Origin of the sequence: Mameliella sp. CS4 (genome assembly GCF_019392335.1) — a bacterium.
In the GTDB taxonomy this organism is placed as follows: domain Bacteria; phylum Pseudomonadota; class Alphaproteobacteria; order Rhodobacterales; family Rhodobacteraceae; genus Antarctobacter.
This window is the reverse complement of the sequence record NZ_JAHXRQ010000014.1, coordinates 1-18,035: the sequence shown is the minus strand read 5'-3', so window position 1 is coordinate 18,035 and position 18,035 is coordinate 1. Positions and strand designations below refer to the sequence as shown.

Here is an 18,035-nt window from a genome sequence, read left to right as displayed (position 1 = left end):
CCCTACACGATTTCAATGGTTTCCGGGCCGGTCTCGTCGCCCTCGATGCCAGAGGCATTGATCGGCGCGACCCAGTAGGCGTAGACGCCCGCCGCCAAAGAGGCGTCGAGCCATTCGTCGTCTGCGTCCGGCAGACCGTATTCCGTGCGCACAAGCACCGCGTCGCCCAGGTCGAAGGGGCCGGAATAGGCAGCGGCATAATCCGCCCGGTAGATCCGGGTGGCGTAGTAGGCCGCGTCATCGGGCGAGGTGAAAGCCACGGTCACGTCGCTGCCGGACTTGGACACCGACAGGTTGCCGGACCCATGCGCCGCCGGCGCCGTGGTATTGGCCACTGCCACCACCGACAGCGGCGTGTCCGGCTTCCATTCGCTGACGTCATAGCCCGAGGTGCGCGCGCGGATCTGCGCCTCGTAGGTGGCGCCGTCCACCAGCCCGGTCTGGATGTATTCGCTGGCGCCTTCCTGCAGCTCGACCTCGACCCATTCATCGCCGTCGCGGCGCAGCCGCAGGACCGGGAACAGGTCATCCGGCGCCGTCCAGGTCCACATGATCTGCGCCACCCCGCCCGTACCCTCGACCACGGAACCGGCAAGGTCGGTGATCGGGTCGACCGGGTCCGAGCCGGACACGTCGTCGTTGTTGTAGCTGGGCGGCGCCGGTTCTTCGGTCGCGGCGATAAAGCTCCAGTCGTCCTCGACGCTTTCGGCCAGCTCGATTTGAAAGCTGGTGCCGTCGGCGTTCATCTCGATCATCGAGACCTCGCAGGTCACGTCCCGCAACAGGATCGGGTGCTGCACCGTGACGAAGCGGTGCGCCAACTGGTTTGCGCCGCTGCTGGACCCGGACCATTCCCGCCCGCCGATCACCTCGAACCCCGCCAGGCGCAGGGTGCCGGACAGCTTGATGGGGGCACGTTCCGACCGTGCCAGCGGTTTCAGCACGCGCAGCGCCTGGTTGTGGTTGTCGATCCCGTAGATCGCCAGCGGGCGCGCGATGCGGCCCGCCACCGCGTCGACGATGAACGGCGCCGATGGCGTCTCGCGATAGGCATTGCCCGGTTCGCGGTACTCCGCGACGTACTCGGTCGGCGGGTTCATCCCAAAGTTGCCCTCGACCATCGACAGCGACTCGAAATCGCTGGCGGTCAGGGTCAGGGTCGGTTCGATCCAGCGCCCGGCGTAGAAATCGACTTTGCCATCCGGGCGCTGCCAGATGAACCCGTTCGCGGCGGCGATGAACTGTGCCCGGACCTGTTCAAAGTTCTGGTCGTCGGTGAAAGTATGGTTGAAGGTGTAGCGCGATTGCGATCCGCCATCGCGGTTGGTCACACTTTCGTCGCAGACATCCGCCTCGATCGCGACCCGGTCCCAGTCGACCTCGAACCCCCAGATATGGACCAGCTCATGGGCAAAGCAGAGCGCCCAGTTGTTGCTGTACCCGGTGCTGTCGTCGCGCGGGTCGTAGATCTCGTTCCAGAACTCCCAGACCGGCGCATAGTCCGGTTCGCGCCCCTGGGTATAGACCTGCAGCGCCTTTTCGGCCGCAGCGCGGCGGTACTGGATGGCCGCATAGCTGTGCCCCGCGAAATCGTGGTTTGAGGTGATTTCGGTGAACTCTGCATCGAGGATCGCATCCACTGCCTGCGACGGCCCGCCCGTGTGCGTGCGCAGGTTGACATAGGACCCCCGTTCCGTGTCCGTCGCAGAGTATGCACTGCGCCTGTACCGGTCCGACACGACGTTCCCGACCTCGTTGACCGTCACCTCTTCGAAGTCGAGGTAGTGGCTGACGGGCCCATTTGTCGGATGTGATGCCAGGGTCACGGTCATGTGCCGCCGATTGTCGACCAGCCCGGACCGGAACCCGACCGGACCACCCTTGCGCAACTTGCCGTAGGCGCGTTCCATCAGCGCGGCGGACTGGTTGTAGTTCGACAGACGCTGCGACGGTTTCGGCAGTTCCGGCTGCGGCGTCAGGGCCGAGACAAGGGCCGAGGTTCCCAGGGCCAGCAGGGCACGCCCCGCCAGTGTGCCGAAGAACCCCGTGACGTAGGACGAAATTGCGAAACCAGCGGTGAACCCAGCTGTGGCAAAGGTCCCGCCCACCAGTGCAGCGTTGGCAATCCCGGCAATGATACCCTGCACGAAACCCACAACTACGCCTGCTTGCGCCGGCGCGGGCGCCGACAGCGCCGTTGTCACCAGCAGCGCCCCCAGCAGCCGTCTACGCCCCGTCATAGCCCACCTCCCATGCGCGCATGATCCGTTCCGGTCGCACCGAATGCATCGGCGCCTGTCCCCCGGGCTCCCCCCGGCAGGCGAAGATACCCGGCGCGATGCAGATGCCGCCCACCGGCAACACCTGCCCGCGCCCAGGGTGAAACAGCTTGAACACGGCCACGTCCCCGCGCACCGCCTCGCGCGCCCGGGCCAGTCCCGCCCTGCCCTCCAGGATTTCGGATGCCAGCCGCAGGGGCTGGGTGAAAAACCGCGTGACGCGCTGCGCCTGCGCCGCGTCCTCGTAGGTCAGGCGCAGATCCTCGGTCAGGTCGAGGCCGCGCACCTGTCCAGCCCAGTCCAGCGCGGACAGGCAGCAATCTGACACGCCCCAACGGGCGGGCTCTGCAAGCCAGCCCTGGATAAACAGTTGCAGCCGGGTCATCCGATGATTCTCTTTTCCTGCCGGGGTTCGGTCGGGATGAACTCGTAGCTGGGGTTGTCCTCGCCCAGTTGCCGGGAATGATCGGCAGTGTTGTAGACCAGCCGCCGCGCGCCGTTGCGCACCCGAAACGGGCTTTCCATGTGTAAGCGGATGACCCGGACCACGTCATCCGGCGCGTCGATGGTGATATGATCCATCGTCAACTGCGTGACCTGGCGCGGCGCATGCACGGGCGCGTACATCTGTTCCACGCTGTCGAAGACCTGCAGGTAGCGGGTAAAGGCCCGCCCCTTGACGTAGGCCGATCCCAGGTCGGTGATTTGCGTCACCAGGTCCGACGGATCGACCGGGTCCTCGAAAAAGGACAGCGACACGCTGGAGGCCTTGGCCGTCCCGTTCAGCCCGAACCCCAGCGCATCCGCCCGCACCAGGCGCGAGCCCCACCATGTCTTTCCGTTGACATCGGTGAACTTGCCATCAGCGCCCAGGATGAACCCGTAGTCACCGTCGGGCGTGTTGACATTGGCTAGGTGCAACAATCGCAGCGACTGCGCCCGGAAGTCATATCCGCTTGGGAAAAAGCTCATCTGGTCACCACCTCGCGCAGCGCGATCTCTGGCCGGGCGCGGTGGTCGCGCGCGTAGTGCGGCGACGCGCCCACCGGGTTGACCAGTTCGAACAGCCCGTGCGCCTCGAAATGGACGGTATCGCCATCGCTGACAGCGCTGCGCAGGCAGGGTTCCACCTGCAAGGTCTGCTCCGAGCCGCTGGTGTCCAGAATGCTGACCACCTCGAAGGGCCAATCGTCATGGCTCAGCCGCTGGCCCATCTGGACCGGCGTGCCCGTGGGCGCGTAATCGACGGTGATCTGCGTGGCGCCGATTGCATGGGCGCCAACCGCCAGCCCGAAGGGCGTATAGGCGAACCCCAGCCCGTTCGAGAAATACTGACCACCGGAAAAGGGAACGCCCTGGGCGGCATAGCTACCCGCCATTGCATCCCAGTCCGTGCCCAACGGGTCGATCATCGGCAGGCGGATCACCCGTTCGCGACCGCGCGCCATGCTGACCACGGCCCGCCAGTGCAGGATCGCCGCCCGGTGCAGGTGCAGTTTCGGCTGCCCCGTCCAGTGCGGAAAGGCCGAGGTAAACATCTGGTTGATGTTGTTCGTCGTGGGCCCCGCGTCCTGACCGCGATGGTCGAGCGTCCAGTTTATTCCACTGGACCGGACAAGGCTGCGCGGCACAGTCAGGATCTCGCGCGCCATCAGAGCGTCCCCCTACCCTGAAGCTCACCGATCATGGCACCAAAGTTCTGGCGCTGGAACTGCGCGTAGCCGCCCAACTGTTGCAGGCTGCGGGCCTCTGCGGCGCGCATCCACTGCACCTGCACGCCGTCGCCGATGCCGATGAAGGGAATGTCGCGCTGGCCGCCGCCGGGGCCGCGCCGATAGTCGCCCGCCGCGTCCGAGGACCAGCGTTCGCGCGGGTGCACGACGGCCATCATGCCGCCCTTGCCATCGACCCCGCCAGAGCGCGGCCCGTTGCCGGTATAGCCGCGCGTGTCGAAGCTGGGCAGGAGACCCCCGACCACCGATTTGACCAGCCCCATGATGCCACCCGTCACCGGCTGGCCCGCGATGGTGCGATACAGCGCGTATTCGATGGCGGCGCGGGCAATGGCCTGCTTGAGCTGATCAAAGGCGTTTTTCTGGCCCATGATCGTGTTGATCACCGCATCCCGGCCCTGCTGGACGTAGCGGGTGAACTGCTGTTGTCCCTCGCTGGCCTTCCGGTAGGCCTCTTTCGTGGCCTCGACATGGCGGTTGTAGACCTCCTGGCTGATCCGGCCCGTTTCCAGCAGTTCCTGCGCCAGCCGCATCTCGGCGTTGTATTTCTCCAGTGCCGTTGTGGTGGCCCGGCGGATGCGCAGCGCCTCCTGATCCAGCCGGTTGGCCTCTCGCGAGGCAGCACCGCCGCCACCGCCGTCGATGTCCGGCAGCGTGAATTGCAGGCTCTTGCCGAGTTGCGCACCCATATGGTTCGTCTGCCAGTCCTTGATGGACCCCCCGAAGTTGCGGGGATCGCCCCCACGCCCGCGCCCGACCCGGTTTGCATAGACGGCATCGTCCGCCAGTCCCTGTGCAATTCCCGCCGCATAGACAAAACCCTGCCGCAGCAAGTCACGCAGCTCGCGCGCCCCCTGTTTCGGACTGCTGAAGTCAATCGAGGCCACGGCACTGCCCAGGTCCCGCGCCGCCGTTTCGCTGTCCTTGATCAGGGCGTCGATCTTCTCGGTGGCGTCGACACCGGCGTTCATTTCGGCGTTGATGATCACCAGCTTGAGCCTGAGCTCTTCCATTGAGCGGATCAGGGCGTCGTTTTCCGCCCTGACACGCGCGGTCACGGCAGGATCGTACTCATCGCGCCCGATCATCTGCCCCGGACCACGCGCCCGGCCAGATGCGATCTCCTGCTCTCGCCGGATCATTTCGTCCAGTTGCTGCGCATGTTCGGCCAGCCGCGCCCTGGCGGCCCGCCGCTGATCCTCGAGATCCATTTTGCGCAGTTCTGCCAGGGCTTCGCGGGCGTTCGCTTCCATTCTGAGCGATTGCAGAACCTGGGGCGTGACCTCCGCCTGCGCGATGCCGGTCAGCGCGATGGCAGCAGTATACCGTTCCTGCGCAGTGCGCGCCTCTTCGAACGCCGACTTGTAGTTCGAAAAGGCCGAGTCGAGCGCCTGGCCCAGGTCCTCTGCCGCCTCTTCTGCTTCGAACAGCTTGGGAATGAAGGCCGCGCCAAGACCCACCGCGGCACCAGCGATCAGCGGCAAAATACCCCCAAACCCGCCGAGGATGTCCGGGAGCTGGATCGCCACCGCGCTCATCAGGTTCCCGCCGGCGGCGACCTGCTGGCCGATCTGGTTGACCTGCAACAGGCTGTTGCGCAGCCCCATGCTGGCGCCCACGCTGGCCGTGTCGACCAGTTCCATCGCCGAGGCCGCGCCCCGCGACCGCGCCTCCAGGCCCGCCAGGACCTGCGCCGCATCCTGTTGCGAGGTGATCCCCAGTTTCACCGCCCGGTTGACCTGAGCCTGCGCCCTCTCGAACCGCATCTGGGCAGCATAGGCCGGGTCGATGCTGGCCTTGAGCGCCTTGAACTGCCGTTCCTCCGCATCCAGCATTCGTTCGAAAGCCTTGGCGGATGTTTCCGCCGACTTCTGCCCGCGGTCGATCTTTTCATAGGCCTGCCAGCCCGAGTCGCCGATCTTCTTGAACCCGCCCTCGACCTGCTGGCCGCCGGCAAGTTCAGCCCGGTATGTGACCTTCCGCTGCACCATGTCCTGCGCTTTCGATTTCCTGGTCTGCCGCTTCGTTGATCGCGGCCACCGCCGCCTGCTCGATCCGTGGCATCAGCTCCGCCACGGCGATGCGCGGGATGCCCAGGGCATCCCCGACCGCCAGCACGGCGGTCATGTCGTATCCGATGACCCGGCCCGAACTGGCCCGGATCTGTCCGCCGCAGCGCAGGGCCAGGTCCCAGACCTGCCGCCCCTCGATGCTCTGCGGTGCGTTCACCTTCATCGGGCAGGCGTCACAGACGCCCGCGCAACTGCTGCAATAGCCGTCTGAGCCGAAATGCCATTCGGCCCGACGGCTCAGCCGTTTCCCTCTTCGTCCACCGCCAGCGCGGGCAGGACGTACTTGTCCATGAACGCCCGGTAGATCACCCCGTCCTCCAGCATCGCGTCGATGTAGTCGGGCGAGGGTTCGATCGGGTTGCCGTTTTCGTCGCCGACGCCCTCCCAGGCGACGATCACCGCCCGCGCCAACCCCTTGGCAAAGGGCACCATCCCGGCGGGCTGGGGCGCAGCATCCTCGGGATCTGCGTCAGGGTCCGCGCCCTGGCGCATGTCCAGCCGGACTTGCTCGACGATCGTGCTGCCAGCAGGCAGGATCTGCACCTGCACGCCGCGCGGCAGGTCGATCCAGTAGGGTTCGGGTTTCAGGTTCAGGTTCAGCATCAGTAGCTCTCCACCGTGTTCAAAAGGGTTGCGGTCAGCATCGCGCTGTCGTCGGTGGCGCGCGCCGCCATGAAGCTGAAGTTGGCCTCGATCCCGCCGGGCCCCTCGACCGGGCGGCCGGGGACGGACAGGAAGACGCGCGGCATGGCCAGGGTCAGCTTTTCCGTGGACGATTTCGTCAGCACGAAGGACAGCGCGATCGGCGTGCCCGCCTTGGCGGTGGTGAACAGGCTTTCGCTGGCGAAACGCAACCGCAGGTTCCCGGTCATGGCGGCGCGCATCGGGTCCAGCCCGCCGATGAACTCATCGCCGGTCACCGTGTCCACCTGGTCCAGGTTGTTGCTGAACGTGAAATCCGCCGAGACCACGTTCGCCTGCGCCGAGGCGTCGATCTCGACGCTGGCCTGCCGCTGCATGAAGCGCGACAGCGCGTAGCTGGACGGCGTCCCGGCGGCGGTGCTGGAGGCCGGCGTCGTCACGGCCTGCCCGATCACGCCCACCGTTCCATTGACCCGCCCACCCCGCTGCAGCGTCAGGCGCAGGGTATCAGCGCGACAGCCGCGGAACATCTCGTAGCTGGGAACGTCCGGCACCTGCTTTTCCAGGCTGAAGCTGGGCAGCGACCAGGCACCGGATTCGAACGTGTGGATGTAGTAGCCAGAGTTGCCGGAGTTGTCGCCGCTGGTCGGCGCACCCATCAGCGCCTTGAGCCAGAAGCCCAGGGCCTCCAGGTCAATCGGGATGCCGATGTCGCCCGCGACATTCGCCACGTCAAGGTCCGCATCGCCCGGGTCGCGGGTGCCGACAAGGTCATCCTCGATCAGCCCCCGGTCCAGCGCCAGCCCATTGGACATATGCGGCAGGAAATAGAACCCGCTGCCCGGTGCCGTCTTTTCGGTGCTTTCGAATGCCGCGGCGGCCAGTGACCGCTCGCCCCTTCCTCGTGCCATGTCAGGCCTCCTTCAGGTCAAAGGGTTTGTGGTGGCGTAGGACAAGGTGACCCGCACCACGTCCACACGCATGCTTTTGCCGCCCTGGACGCGCTGATCGTCGCTCTCGACCGGCTGCGCCTCGACCCAGTCGCAGAGGCCGCCCAGCGTCCGGTCCGCCTCGATCGCGGCGCCCAGCTCCTGGCGGCGGGCGTCTGTCACGGCCTCGCGGCCCGTGGCGCCCTGGGCGTAGAACTCGAACTCGACATCGTGGTCGAGGTGATAGGTGCGCGGCAGGGTCACGCTTTCGACCGCCGGGCGGCCGTCACGCATGATCACCAGACCGGCGGCGGGAATAGCCTCCGGAACGACAAGGTTGCGCTCGACACCGCCTGTCACCGCGCCGTTCGCCAGCGTGTACAACGCCGACATGCGCGCCTCGACATCACTCGGCATCCCTGCCCCTCATTCTTCAAAGCCCACGGAATCGAGGATGCGCGCCGCCCAGCCGTCCGACTTCGCGAGGAAATCCAGCTTCTTGCGCAGCTTGACCTGTTTCACGAGGTAGAAGACGACCGAGGTCTGTTCCCCGGTCAGTATTCCGTCCTTCCGGCGGCGCCCGCGCTTTTGGCGGACAAACCCGCCCTTGTTGATCCGGGTGCCATCGGCCACCAGGAAACTGACGCGGCTGTCGCGGTAGACGAACCGCAGCTTCAACCCGGTCTTCTGCTCGAAGGCGGCGGGCGTCATCTTGCGCCCGAACCGCTGCTTGCCGGCCCCCGGCGCCGGGATCGCCAGGTACAACCCGTTGGGCGACCGGATCAGCGATCCTTCGAGATGCGACAGGATGATCTTGGGCGAGTTGGCCCAGACCAGCGCGGCCGCGTTCATGCTGTTCTGCCCCTGCGGATAGGTCTGGTGCCTGACCGAGTTGGCCAGCCGTCCGCCCAGACCGCTTTCGCGGATCTCGTCGCGCCAGGTATCCTGCAGGAACTGGCCTGCCCGCCGCATCGCCGCCGTGTGGCTGCGCTCCAGCTGCTCAAAGTCCCGGCGGGTGATGTCGCGCAGGTCGCCGTCCTGTGTCACGCGCAGGCTCATGCCGGGCGCGCCTCGATCCGCCATTTCAGGCGCCGCTCATCCCGAACCGGCTCGCCCTGAACAGTGTAGGTTGCACCGTCGACGGTGATCGTGTCGCCCGCCGCTGGCGCGGCCACATCCGAGACCAGCACCCAGAAGCCCGCCGAGGCGGACACGAACGTGCCCGCCCCGAACCCGTCCTGACTGTCGGACAGGTCAGGCATCACGCGGATCGCCAAGTCCTCGGGCTCGGGGTCCGGCGGCCCTGCCCAGGCCGGTGTGTAGGTGGCATCCACCCCCAGCGGCCCGTCGAAGATGGCAGAGGCGTCGGCGGCGAATGTCACGCGGGCGGCCCCGCCTGGGGATCACCGCCCGCGCTGTCATCCTGTTCGGTGGTGGGTGCGTCCGGAGGTTGCTGGACTGACCCGGTGGCCGGATCGGGAACTGTCGCCGGTTCCGTCCCGGCCTCCGCCTCGGGCTCCGGATTGACCTCCTCGAACAGCGCGGTGTTCAGTCGCCCCTTGAACTCCGCCACCTCGATGACCTCGCCCCGCTTGAACATCAGGCTCTGACCGCCGTCGAGGTCGACCGCCTTCAGGCGTTTGGGCACCGGACCCAGGACAGAGACACGCCGCGCCCACTGTTCCTTGGTCAGCTTGACCTTGCAGGGGCCGCGCAGGACGGCCCCCTCGGCTTTGATCACGCGTACCTCGATCATGATCAGGTCGCCTGCACCAGGCAGGCGTGCTGCCAGTAGCCGTAACCGGCGTTCGCCCAGTAGGAGGTGCCAAACAGCCACCGCTTGTTCTTGACCTCTTCCTCGGACCCTTCGGCGATCACATCCAGCTGGATGTCGGTCTCCTGCTGCCAGATGAAGGGCTTGGCCGAACCGTCCGCCCGGAAGACCGCCAGCTTGTCGGTCCAGGTGAGGCGCGGGTTCGTGGCCAGGGCGAAGGAGAAGCCGTCGAGGTTGACCATGACGTTGGTGTCACCACCGCCCAGCACCGGGTTCCGCAGTGCCGATGCCGCCGCCGAGAAATACGAAGTCGGCACCATGACGGTGAACTGACGGGCCAGTTCGTTCATCGGCTCGCCCTGGTCGTCCTTGAACGACAGGATCTGCTCGACGCCCTTCAAGACCATTGCCCGGACCTCTTCCGGCGACGGCGCAGTGGTCGAACCGTGAACGCTTGCCGGCTGGGCCGAGATGTCGACGCCGATGTCGTTCGACTGGGTTCCGCTGTCGCCCTCGCTGTGGTCGGTGTCGAAGAAATACTGCCCATCGTAGCAGGTGGCGCTTTCCGCCTGGGTGATCTTCGTCGACAGCAGGCTCTGGCGGTGGGTCACCGCACGCACCGCCAGTTCATCGACACGCTGCATGATCTGGCCGGTCTTGTCGCGACGCACCCAGTCGATCGGGATCTCGAAACCGTTTTCCCATTCGATGTTGGCGATCGTGATGCCGTTCTCACGCAGGCCATGCCAAATGCGGTCACCCTTGCGTTCGGCCATCGCCGGCGCCTGGCCAAGCCACTTGTAGGTCTCGCTGTCCTGATCGGATTCGAAGGTCATGGCGATGCTGGACGCCCAGGAGGCCTCGAGCGTCGCTTCGAGCCGCTGGTAAAAGTTCCCGATGATGGCCCGGGAAGAAAGGCCCTTGTTCTTGCTCATCTGTCTGTCTCCTGTGATCAGACCGCCGCGCCGACAAGCGCTGCGTCGAACTCGACGATGGCCACGCCCGAGGACACGAAGCGTTCGACATAGCCGATGTGGGAATTGCCGCTGGCGACAAGCGTGAAGGTGTCGTCGTCGCTGGCGTAGACCGCAGGCCGGTCGTTGTCGGTGATCGCCGCAGAGGCAACGGCAAGCTGGATCTTGCCCTTGGTCTTGACGGTAACGTCGATATCGCCAGCGGACCCGGCCGAGTTGTCGGCGGTCTCGATGTTGAAGCCCAGGAACCGATCCCCGGCCTGGAGCGGGCGGGCATAGCCCGACCCGTTTTCACCGACGGCGGCGCCCTCGTAGATCACGTCGGACGCGATCACCGGATAGGCGGTCTGGTCGCCGTACAGGTACTTCCGCGGGCTGTCTGCGGGAAGAGTCGTCATCTGTCTTTCTCCTTTCGGTCAGGCGGCGTCAGCCGGCCTTTTTCCCGTTGAACTGGTGGATGTTCCCGGCGGCTTCGCGGCGCTTGAACGCCAGGTAAGCGTCCTTGTTGCCGCCGAACTCGGCGCGCAGGTCGGCGTCGCGGTCCCAGGCGGCCTCGGCCTGTTCCTCGGGCGTGCCACCCGAGCCTTCGGTCTGCGCCGGGCGTTTCGGCACCACCGCCGCCTCACCGTCCTGCGCAGCCAGGTCCGCGACGTAGCCGGCGCCCTTGGCCTTGTCCGCCTTGACCATTTCCAGCGCCAGCGTCTCGGCGGTCCAGCCTTCGGCCTTGGCCTTGGCGACCATGTCCTCGGCCTCCGGGCGGGCGATGTCGTCGATCGCCGCTACGCGGGCGCGCTCTTTCTCCAGCGCTGCGGCGACGGCGGTTTCAGTGTCCGAGGCCGCGCCGGACTTGGCCGCGCTCTCGATCTCGGTCACCAGGTCGGCCCGATGCTCGCGCAGCCCGGCCAGGGTCAGATCTTCCCAGTTCATGGAAGTCTCCTTTGCTGCGGTGGCGGGGCCCGCGGTTTCATTGGTCCGGGCCGCCAGCCCCGAACCGGTTTCCATGTCGCGCGCACCCGACAGTGCGCCGATCACGCCGGACATCGTCCCGCGCGCATCGACCATCCCGCGGCGCTGCGCCTCGCCCCCGTCAAAGACGAGGCCCTGCCCGAAGCGGTCCAGCACCTCGGCTGAGGTGACACCCCGCATTTCGGCCACGGTGTCGACGAACTCCTGCCCGGCTGCATCGACCAACGCCTGCAGTTCGGCCTTTCCTTCGGGGCTCTCGGGATCCAGCCGCTTGTTCGGGCTCTGCTCTGCGACCACGCGGACGATCCGCGCGCCCATCGCCTCGAACAGCGGTTCCATGTCGATGTATTCGATCACGGCCCCGACAGATCCGACCATCGCGCCCGACCCGACGGTGATGCGGCTGGCCGCGCTGGCCAGGTAGTAGGCCGCAGAGGCAGCCGTGCCGCCGACAAACGCCTCGACCGGCTTGTCGCCGCTGTCGCGCAGGAACCGGGTGCAGTCGTCGCAGCCGGCCACCATGCCGCCGCCGCTGTCGATGTCCAGGACAATGGCGCGCACCCTGGGGTCCGCCTGTGCCAGTGCCACGTCCCGCGCGATCTCTTCATAGGACCAGAAGTAGAAAGAGAACTGACGCAGCAGCAGACCGCGAACGGGCACCACGGCAACGCCATCGACCACGCGGGCAAAATCGGACCCGTCGAGGATTTCACCATCGGCCAGAGCCGCGACCTCCTCGGTCGACTGCGCACTGCGCGCGGCTTCACGCTGACGCACGGCCTGCGCGATCATCATTTCATCCGGCCGCATCGCCCAGATGCGGCCCGAGCGGTCAACCTGCATCGTGCTTTCAAATGGCATGGCGTTCCCCCGGTGCTGTTTCAGTGTCCGACGTGTCGTCGTCGTCTTCCTCGTCCGGACCTTCGCCGGATGATCCGGAGGCGCCGACAGCCTCGCTGCCGTCCTCCTGCCGCCGTTTGCGGACGTCGCGGTGATCCAGGCCAAAGCGCGCCGCGGTGATCGCGGTCAGCGAGGTTGCGCCCATGTCCAGGTATTCCCGGTCGGCCTTTGCGTCCTTGACCGGGTCAATCGAGATCCGCGCCGGTCCCATCCAGGTCGCGCGCAGGTAGGCCTGCCGCATCAGCGGGTTGTCGAAGAACCCGGGCGCCGCGATCAACCCGCGCGCCACCGCCTCCGAGATCACGGCCTCGTAGACAGGACGGCAGAACTGGGCGACATGCTGCGCCCGGTCCACGCGAAAGAACTGCCAGGCCATTTCAAGCGCGGCGCGGCTGGCGGAATAGCTGGCCTGGAACTTCTTCAGCAGCAGCTCGTAGGGCAGATCGGTCCCTGCCCCGACCTCCTGCGCCACCGCCTCGATGAACGGCGTGAACTGCGGCGACGGGCGCCCAGGCGCAAAGCTCTGCACGGACTCGCCGGGCAGCAGGTCGAACACCATCCCCGGATCAGTCAGCCGGATGTCCTGTTTCGCGTCCGACCCACCTGAACCGGAGGTTTTCAGCCCCTCCGACAGGTCGCCCCCCTCCGAGGTCATCCCGATTGCGAAACAGGCGCTGACCACAGCGGCCTGCAGCTCTGCCTCGGTGTATTCCGACCGCTGTTTCAGCGAGGTGATGACCGGCGCCAGCATCGGGGCATAGCGGCTCATGTCCGGGCGCCAGCGCGTGTTGTGCACGTGCAGAACCTGCCATTCACCGCGCGCGCCGTAGGCCGGGATGCGCTGCCACGTCGTGCTGCCCTTCAACCCACGATCGAGGACGTAACGGTCCGCCACGTGGTAGGCCACGGCTGCGCCGTCCTCGTCGAACTCGATCCCGCCAGCGATGTCGTCGCTGTCGGTCCGCCAGTGCGGGTTGCTGATCCGGTCTGCCTCGACCACCTGCACCGCCGTCGCCAGCAGGCGCCCTGCCCGGCGCTTGAACCGCCGAACGACAAAGACATCCCCAGACAGCAGCCGCGACCGAAAGACCAGGTCCTCCAACTCGCCGAAGGTCTGGACGCGCGTGATGTCGCAATCCCGGCACCCGGCCCAGTCGGTCCAGATGTCCAGCGCCTCGCGCTCCCAGGCGCGGGCCTGGTCGGGCGTCATCCGCAGCCGCTCCGCGTCGATCTCCGGGCGGACCATGTGCCCGGCCCCGATCACGTTGGTGACCTTGGTCGCGATCGAGGACTGACCGATCGGATCGTTGCGGACCAGGTCGCGGGACCGCCCGCGCAGTTCGTCGAGATCGGGCAAGGTATCCGCATCCGCCGAGGCAGCAGCACCGCGCCAGTTGACGGTCACGTTCCGATCACGCCGCGCACCAGCATAGCCAGACGCGGTGGAGAGGGCGCTGCGATAGCGCAGACGGTCAAGACCTGTCTTGGGGCTGATCCAGCCGATCAGGCGGTCCGCCAGGTTCTGCTTGGCCACCTTCACGACATGACCCCGCGCTTGAAGGCGCTGCGCGTGCCAGCCGCGCGGTTCTTGAGCGTGATCAGCCGCTGTTCCTCGGCCCGAAGGGCGGGCATGTCCAGGTAGGTCACCCGCTGCCCTTCCAGCTCGTAGGACTTCATCTTGCCGGCCAGAATCGCGTTGATCGCCGCCTGCACCAGAGCAAGCCGCGCCGCGTAGTGGATGTCGCTCATGTGATCCTTACCTTGCCCGCCCGCGCAGCCTGCGCTGGCGTGTCTGTACCGTTGCGACCCCATCCTCGACCGGGGCCACCTGGACGGCAGCCTGTGTCTCGAACAGGTCCGGTTGATCTTCCGGGGCCTCGACCCCGCGTTCCGCCTCGAGGGCGGCCCATTGTTCCCTGGTCATCGAGGTCCAACCCAGCTCGCGCGCCGCCGCGTCCGAGTAGATCATCGTGTCCAGTCCCTCGTTTCGCCGTGTCGGTTCGACCAGCTGCCAGTTGCTGACCATCACGCCGACCCGGTCGCGTTTCAGCACCCGCACCTCCGATGTGATCTGGCGGAAATACTCATCCCCCAGGCCCTTCGCGAAATGCACGAACCCGCGCGCCAGCGGATCGTACTTGCCCAGCCAGGTGTAGAAATCCGCCTTGAGCTGCGAGACGTTCAGGATCCGCCCCTGACGCCGCGCAGCGCGGGCCCGGGCGTCCTTGCGGTCGCCCATGACCATCCGCTTCATGATCGGCCCGGTCTGGCCGGACCCGCCCTTGACCACGATCAGGCGCTTGGCCTGCCACCGCTTGGCGAAGGCCCAGACATCCTCTGTGTAGGTGCCGCCGTCGATGGCCATGCGGTCCAGCGGCAGGCGGTGCCCCTTCTCGGTCCGCCAGGTCGTTTTCAGCAACGCATCCAGCGCCGCCCGCCCCTCTTCGCTGCCGACGTGATGCGGGATCACCCGGTACTCGATCACCCAGCGCTGGTAGTTCGCGCCATAGGCCACCACCTGCACCTCTGTCCGGTCGAGCTGACAGTCCACGCCCGCCGTCAGGATCACGCCCCGCGCCGGCACGATGCCGACACCGCGGCCCTCACCGTCCGGCACGTTCTCGACCCGGTCGCGCAGTTTTTCCCAGTCCGGCCCCTTGCTGGCCTGTTCGTAGGGCAGACCCAGGACATCGTTCCAGAACGTTTGTTCCGTCTCTGCTTCGACCTTGTCGCGCAGCGCCTGTTCGGTTTCGCCGCTGACCTTGGCCGTGGTCCAGCCCATGACCTGCGCGTATTCGTATGCGATCGAGGCCCAGTCCCGCTGTGGCCCGTAGGCACGCCACAGGTGAAACCCCGGGTGATCGCCGCGCGGGTTCGTCGCCACCCACTTGCCGTTCGCGATCAGCGCCGGCTTGTCCGAATGCCGGATCTCGCAGCCGCAGGCCTCGCAGGTGAAATGCGCATCGGCCAGGTTCTGCGGGTCGATCCGCTTCTTGAAGTTCTCCCAGGTCAGCGGCGCCATGTTGCCGCAATGCGGGCATGGCACGTTGTAGAACCGTTGGTCCGACCGCGCGAAGGCGGCGCTGATCCGGCAGGCCCCCAGGATCTGCGAGGTCGAGGCGCGCAGGATCTTCGCGTCCTCGAAGGCGGCGGCCCGGCTGACCGCCATCGCCTCGGGGTCGCCCTTGGCGTGCATCTCGAACTTCGACAGATCGTCCATGACCACCAGCCGGTGCGAGGTCTGCGCCAGGTCATCCGGCGACCCGGCGCTGGTCACCTTCAGGATGCCGGACCGGTCCAGCGTTTCCTGCCGAAACTTGGCGTCGCTGTTCTTGTCGGCCCCGCCGCCGCGCCCGAACATGCGCCGCAGCGACGGCGCCGTCCGGCGGATCGGATACCACTTCTGGTCGATCCAGTCGGTGGCCGCCTTGTTCGTCGGGTGCACCACCAGCGAATTGAGCGGCATGTATTCATGCCAGGCCGCCACGGTCGGGTTGATCACCGATTCCGTCTTGGCGATCTGGGCCGATCCCCGCAGCGTCACCTCCCGGCAGGGATGCTCCGGACTCAGTACCGCGTGGATCTCCGCCAGGAATTGCACCGGGCGGATCGAGAACGGGCCGGGAAACGGCGACCGCTCGTCGAAGACGATGTTCTCCCGGCACCAGCGCGTGATGTCGGGCGGTGGCGGCGGGCGCATGGCATCGGCCATCGCCGAGGCGATGACGGCCCGCGCCGAGGTCAGGAAGCCCATCTCAGAAATCGGCGTCCTGTTCTTCCGGCGCCATCTCTGCCGCCTCGGCCTCCTGGTCGAGCTGCTGCGCCCGGGCGCTGCGATGCTCGCGCCAGACGTCGATCATGATCTGACGGGCCGTCTTGAAGTCGACCCCCATCTTGTCGGCCACCGCCCGCGCCGCATTCCGCAACACGTTTTCGAACTGGGCCAGTTCCGCCGCCAGCGCGCGCCGGGCTTCGCGCCCTGCCTGTTCCGCCAGGACCAGCGTCCCGTCATCCTGGGCGTTGAGGCGGCGCAGCTTCCGGGCCTCTTCCTCGGCCTTGAGCGTCCGGGCCATTTCATAGCGGGCCTGGTCGGTGGTCCGCAGCGGCGCCGAGTCCCGCTCGGGCATATCCTGCGGTGCCTCAACCGGAGAATCGGTTTCCTCGATCTCGCGCAGCGCCTGCCTGGTCCGGGCGCCGTTCCCCATCAACTGGCCAGGATCCAGCTTCCTGTTCAGTGCGTTTGCGCAGGCCGCCAGGTCAAACCGGCGCGACCGCCCGTCCCCCTTGTAGCACCCGTCGAGCTTTCCCTCGGTCACCAGTTGGCTGATGCGGCCTTTGCTCAGGTCCAGCTTTGTCGCCAGTTGTGTCGCCGTCAGTCCGCTCATGCCTTTCCTGCCCGCCTAAACCGTGTCCCGGCTTCTAAACATCCGTTATGTTTAGGCTTTCCATTTAGTTTACCGCCGCGAAACCCACGCGCTTAGCGCCCCCGTATACGTTTATTTCGCCGGAAGGACCCACATTCGCTTGACATCTCGCCGGGGAATGGGGCGCCGCCCAGCCGCTACAGCGCCCCGGCTCTGCTCGCGCCTGTCGGCTGGCGCGCTCGGGGTATCCCGAAACAAGAAGCGCCCGGTGGCATCTCTGCCCCGGGCGCACTTCGGTTCAACGGCACTATGTCAACAGCAGCGGATTTCAGTCAACCCCTTTTCGACCAGGGCGCCTTCGCAGGCAGCGCATCTGTCAACTCGAATAGGTCGAACGTCACGCCGCGCAGCCCCGCCTGAACGTCCATCAATGCCCCGCGCCAGTCGAGATACCGACGCCGCGCCGCCGCCACCTGCGAGGCCGAAGGCTCCACCGTCACCGGACAGACGGTCACCGACTTGCGCACCTCGCCGCGCCGCGTCCGATACCGGACTTCGCCAACCACCTCGGTCTTGGCCAGCCGCTGGTTCTGGTTTGCCCCGCGCCATCCGCATGGCACCATCCGCTGAGGCCCGATGTCCCAACGGGGGCAGGCGCAGGTCCGCGCCAGTTCCGCCACCTGCACCGCCACCGACCAGGGCACCGACCGCCGCAGCACGCTGACCACAACCTCGGCGTCATGGTGCGGCAGGCTGCGCCCACCCGACTGATCGACACGCAGGCACGACCCCGGCTCACCCGTGGACAAGGCCATCGCCTCCATGATCCGCCGGGTCGAGTCGCAGCCCACAGGCGCACCGCCGCCAACCTCGTCGTACTCCAGAGCCGCCTTCTCGCGCGCGAACGCCCATTCCAGCAACAGCCGCACGCTGACCCGCTCGCGCCCGTCCGGGCCAACAGGCTGACCACAGCGCCCGACACCCTCCGCCTGCACAGCCGCCCGCGCCCCGATCCCGCGATAGGCCATCATGCCGCCGCCCCGCGCTTGCCCGCCTCGACCAGGGCACGCGCCCGCGCCTCCAGCCCCTCGTACCAGGTCAGCCACTCGGCATCGTCCATGAACGGCGCACGTCCGGCCTCCCGATCCGCCCGCGCCCGGCGCAGCCGCGCGGCCATCTCGCGCGCATCCTCGGTCACGCGCAGCTTGTCGCCCTTGGACTGGGGCGGGCGCTTCATCCGCTCCCAGAACAGGAACTCGGACACCAGCCGGTCCTCCGCCAGCGCCTCGCGCCCGGCGGCACTGGCAAACCACGACGCCACGCCCGGCGTATCCTCCAGCGCCCGAGGCTGGGCGATCTCGGCAAAGGCGAGAAAGGTCGCGCGATCCGGCCAGAAACACTT

The 18,035-nt window shown here is 66.9% G+C and carries 20 protein-coding genes and 1 pseudogene; all 21 read right to left on the bottom strand.

What is annotated here, in order from left to right; translation table 11 throughout:
• Nucleotides 1–2: 2 nt before the first annotated feature.
• Entirely contained in the window at nucleotides 3–2,240 is a 2,238-nt protein-coding gene (locus KZZ07_RS16490) for a hypothetical protein (RefSeq protein WP_219515888.1), read from the bottom strand.
• Entirely contained in the window at nucleotides 2,227–2,664 is a 438-nt protein-coding gene (locus KZZ07_RS16485) for a DUF6950 family protein (protein WP_219515886.1), read from the bottom strand. The genes KZZ07_RS16490 and KZZ07_RS16485 overlap by 14 nt, the downstream gene beginning before the upstream one ends.
• Nucleotides 2,661–3,251, bottom strand: coding sequence for a hypothetical protein (locus tag KZZ07_RS16480; protein ID WP_219515885.1), 591 nt, complete (start codon nucleotides 3,249–3,251; stop codon nucleotides 2,661–2,663). Before KZZ07_RS16480 ends, KZZ07_RS16485 begins: the two co-directional genes overlap by 4 nt.
• Nucleotides 3,248–3,931: a hypothetical protein gene (locus KZZ07_RS16475; RefSeq protein WP_219515883.1), complete on the bottom strand. Its 684-nt coding sequence runs from the start codon at nucleotides 3,929–3,931 to the stop codon at nucleotides 3,248–3,250. The genes KZZ07_RS16480 and KZZ07_RS16475 overlap by 4 nt, the downstream gene beginning before the upstream one ends.
• Entirely contained in the window at nucleotides 3,931–6,003 is a 2,073-nt protein-coding gene (locus tag KZZ07_RS16470; protein WP_219515882.1) for a hypothetical protein, read from the bottom strand. Before KZZ07_RS16470 ends, KZZ07_RS16475 begins: the two co-directional genes overlap by 1 nt.
• Nucleotides 5,972–6,247, bottom strand: a complete 276-nt coding sequence (locus tag KZZ07_RS16465; RefSeq protein WP_043146252.1) for a DUF7697 family protein — start codon at nucleotides 6,245–6,247, stop codon at nucleotides 5,972–5,974. Before KZZ07_RS16465 ends, KZZ07_RS16470 begins: the two co-directional genes overlap by 32 nt.
• A 74-nt stretch (nucleotides 6,248–6,321) precedes the next feature.
• Entirely contained in the window at nucleotides 6,322–6,687 is a 366-nt protein-coding gene (locus tag KZZ07_RS16460) for a hypothetical protein (protein WP_219515880.1), read from the bottom strand.
• Nucleotides 6,687–7,637: a phage tail tube protein gene (locus KZZ07_RS16455; protein WP_219515878.1), complete on the bottom strand. Its 951-nt coding sequence runs from the start codon at nucleotides 7,635–7,637 to the stop codon at nucleotides 6,687–6,689. Before KZZ07_RS16455 ends, KZZ07_RS16460 begins: the two co-directional genes overlap by 1 nt.
• Before the next feature lie 12 nt (nucleotides 7,638–7,649).
• Entirely contained in the window at nucleotides 7,650–8,072 is a 423-nt protein-coding gene (locus KZZ07_RS16450) for an acyl-CoA transferase (RefSeq protein WP_219515877.1), read from the bottom strand.
• A 9-nt stretch (nucleotides 8,073–8,081) separates the two neighbouring features.
• Nucleotides 8,082–8,714: a DUF6441 family protein gene (locus KZZ07_RS16445; RefSeq protein WP_219515875.1), complete on the bottom strand. Its 633-nt coding sequence runs from the start codon at nucleotides 8,712–8,714 to the stop codon at nucleotides 8,082–8,084.
• On the bottom strand, nucleotides 8,711–9,037 hold the full coding sequence (locus KZZ07_RS16440; RefSeq protein ID WP_043146246.1) for a head-tail joining protein: 327 nt from the start codon (nucleotides 9,035–9,037) through the stop codon (nucleotides 8,711–8,713). Before KZZ07_RS16440 ends, KZZ07_RS16445 begins: the two co-directional genes overlap by 4 nt.
• The gene (locus tag KZZ07_RS16435; RefSeq protein WP_219515874.1) at nucleotides 9,034–9,411 is read right to left on the bottom strand and encodes a hypothetical protein; all 378 of its coding nucleotides are present in this window, start codon (nucleotides 9,409–9,411) and stop codon (nucleotides 9,034–9,036) included. The genes KZZ07_RS16440 and KZZ07_RS16435 overlap by 4 nt, the downstream gene beginning before the upstream one ends.
• A 2-nt stretch (nucleotides 9,412–9,413) precedes the next feature.
• Nucleotides 9,414–10,364 carry a Mu-like prophage major head subunit gpT family protein gene (locus KZZ07_RS16430; RefSeq protein ID WP_219515872.1) on the bottom strand — a complete coding sequence of 317 codons (951 nt, stop codon included), beginning with the start codon at nucleotides 10,362–10,364 and terminating at the stop codon, nucleotides 9,414–9,416.
• Between the two features lie 17 nt (nucleotides 10,365–10,381).
• Nucleotides 10,382–10,801: a hypothetical protein gene (locus KZZ07_RS16425; RefSeq protein WP_043146242.1), complete on the bottom strand. Its 420-nt coding sequence runs from the start codon at nucleotides 10,799–10,801 to the stop codon at nucleotides 10,382–10,384.
• Nucleotides 10,802–10,829: 28 nt separating this feature from the next.
• Nucleotides 10,830–12,230 (bottom strand): S49 family peptidase, encoded by a 1,401-nt coding sequence (locus KZZ07_RS16420; RefSeq protein ID WP_219515869.1) that lies wholly within the window; start codon nucleotides 12,228–12,230, stop codon nucleotides 10,830–10,832.
• Nucleotides 12,220–13,809, bottom strand: a complete 1,590-nt coding sequence (locus tag KZZ07_RS16415) for a phage portal protein (RefSeq protein WP_219515866.1) — start codon at nucleotides 13,807–13,809, stop codon at nucleotides 12,220–12,222. Before KZZ07_RS16415 ends, KZZ07_RS16420 begins: the two co-directional genes overlap by 11 nt.
• Complete coding sequence (locus KZZ07_RS16410; RefSeq protein ID WP_219515862.1) at nucleotides 13,806–14,018, bottom strand: hypothetical protein; 213 nt, start codon at nucleotides 14,016–14,018, stop codon at nucleotides 13,806–13,808. Before KZZ07_RS16410 ends, KZZ07_RS16415 begins: the two co-directional genes overlap by 4 nt.
• 7 nt (nucleotides 14,019–14,025) lie before the next feature.
• Nucleotides 14,026–16,023, bottom strand: a complete 1,998-nt coding sequence (locus KZZ07_RS16405) for a phage terminase large subunit family protein (protein ID WP_219515859.1) — start codon at nucleotides 16,021–16,023, stop codon at nucleotides 14,026–14,028.
• Nucleotide 16,024: 1 nt separating this feature from the next.
• The gene (locus tag KZZ07_RS16400) at nucleotides 16,025–16,654 is read right to left on the bottom strand and encodes a hypothetical protein (protein ID WP_219515856.1); all 630 of its coding nucleotides are present in this window, start codon (nucleotides 16,652–16,654) and stop codon (nucleotides 16,025–16,027) included.
• 311 nt (nucleotides 16,655–16,965) lie between these two features.
• Nucleotides 16,966–17,664, bottom strand: coding sequence for a hypothetical protein (locus KZZ07_RS16395; RefSeq protein WP_219515854.1), 699 nt, complete (start codon nucleotides 17,662–17,664; stop codon nucleotides 16,966–16,968).
• A pseudogene (locus tag KZZ07_RS16390) lies at nucleotides 17,661–18,035 on the bottom strand (hypothetical protein); the annotation flags it as partial. The pseudogene KZZ07_RS16390 and the gene KZZ07_RS16395, both read right to left, overlap by 4 nt.

Excerpts from the sequence above, each read along its gene's own strand:
- KZZ07_RS16395 (WP_219515854.1), bottom strand. The coding sequence starts at position 17,664 with ATGATGGCCTATCGCGGGATCGGGGCGCGGGCGGCTGTGCAGGCGGAG.
- KZZ07_RS16490 (WP_219515888.1), bottom strand. The coding sequence starts at position 2,240 with ATGACGGGGCGTAGACGGCTGCTGGGGGCGCTGCTGGTGACAACGGCG.
- KZZ07_RS16420 (WP_219515869.1), bottom strand. The coding sequence starts at position 12,230 with ATGCCATTTGAAAGCACGATGCAGGTTGACCGCTCGGGCCGCATCTGG.
- KZZ07_RS16465 (WP_043146252.1), bottom strand. The coding sequence starts at position 6,247 with ATGAAGGTGAACGCACCGCAGAGCATCGAGGGGCGGCAGGTCTGGGAC.
- KZZ07_RS16400 (WP_219515856.1), bottom strand. The coding sequence starts at position 16,654 with ATGAGCGGACTGACGGCGACACAACTGGCGACAAAGCTGGACCTGAGC.
- KZZ07_RS16445 (WP_219515875.1), bottom strand. The coding sequence starts at position 8,714 with ATGAGCCTGCGCGTGACACAGGACGGCGACCTGCGCGACATCACCCGC.
- KZZ07_RS16475 (WP_219515883.1), bottom strand. The coding sequence starts at position 3,931 with ATGGCGCGCGAGATCCTGACTGTGCCGCGCAGCCTTGTCCGGTCCAGT.
- KZZ07_RS16450 (WP_219515877.1), bottom strand. The coding sequence starts at position 8,072 with ATGCCGAGTGATGTCGAGGCGCGCATGTCGGCGTTGTACACGCTGGCG.
- KZZ07_RS16460 (WP_219515880.1), bottom strand. The coding sequence starts at position 6,687 with ATGCTGAACCTGAACCTGAAACCCGAACCCTACTGGATCGACCTGCCG.
- KZZ07_RS16430 (WP_219515872.1), bottom strand. The coding sequence starts at position 10,364 with ATGAGCAAGAACAAGGGCCTTTCTTCCCGGGCCATCATCGGGAACTTT.
- KZZ07_RS16410 (WP_219515862.1), bottom strand. The coding sequence starts at position 14,018 with ATGAGCGACATCCACTACGCGGCGCGGCTTGCTCTGGTGCAGGCGGCG.
- KZZ07_RS16480 (WP_219515885.1), bottom strand. The coding sequence starts at position 3,251 with ATGAGCTTTTTCCCAAGCGGATATGACTTCCGGGCGCAGTCGCTGCGA.
- KZZ07_RS16470 (WP_219515882.1), bottom strand. The coding sequence starts at position 6,003 with ATGGTGCAGCGGAAGGTCACATACCGGGCTGAACTTGCCGGCGGCCAG.
- KZZ07_RS16405 (WP_219515859.1), bottom strand. The coding sequence starts at position 16,023 with ATGGGCTTCCTGACCTCGGCGCGGGCCGTCATCGCCTCGGCGATGGCC.
- KZZ07_RS16455 (WP_219515878.1), bottom strand. The coding sequence starts at position 7,637 with ATGGCACGAGGAAGGGGCGAGCGGTCACTGGCCGCCGCGGCATTCGAA.
- KZZ07_RS16425 (WP_043146242.1), bottom strand. The coding sequence starts at position 10,801 with ATGACGACTCTTCCCGCAGACAGCCCGCGGAAGTACCTGTACGGCGAC.
- KZZ07_RS16485 (WP_219515886.1), bottom strand. The coding sequence starts at position 2,664 with ATGACCCGGCTGCAACTGTTTATCCAGGGCTGGCTTGCAGAGCCCGCC.
- KZZ07_RS16435 (WP_219515874.1), bottom strand. The coding sequence starts at position 9,411 with ATGATCGAGGTACGCGTGATCAAAGCCGAGGGGGCCGTCCTGCGCGGC.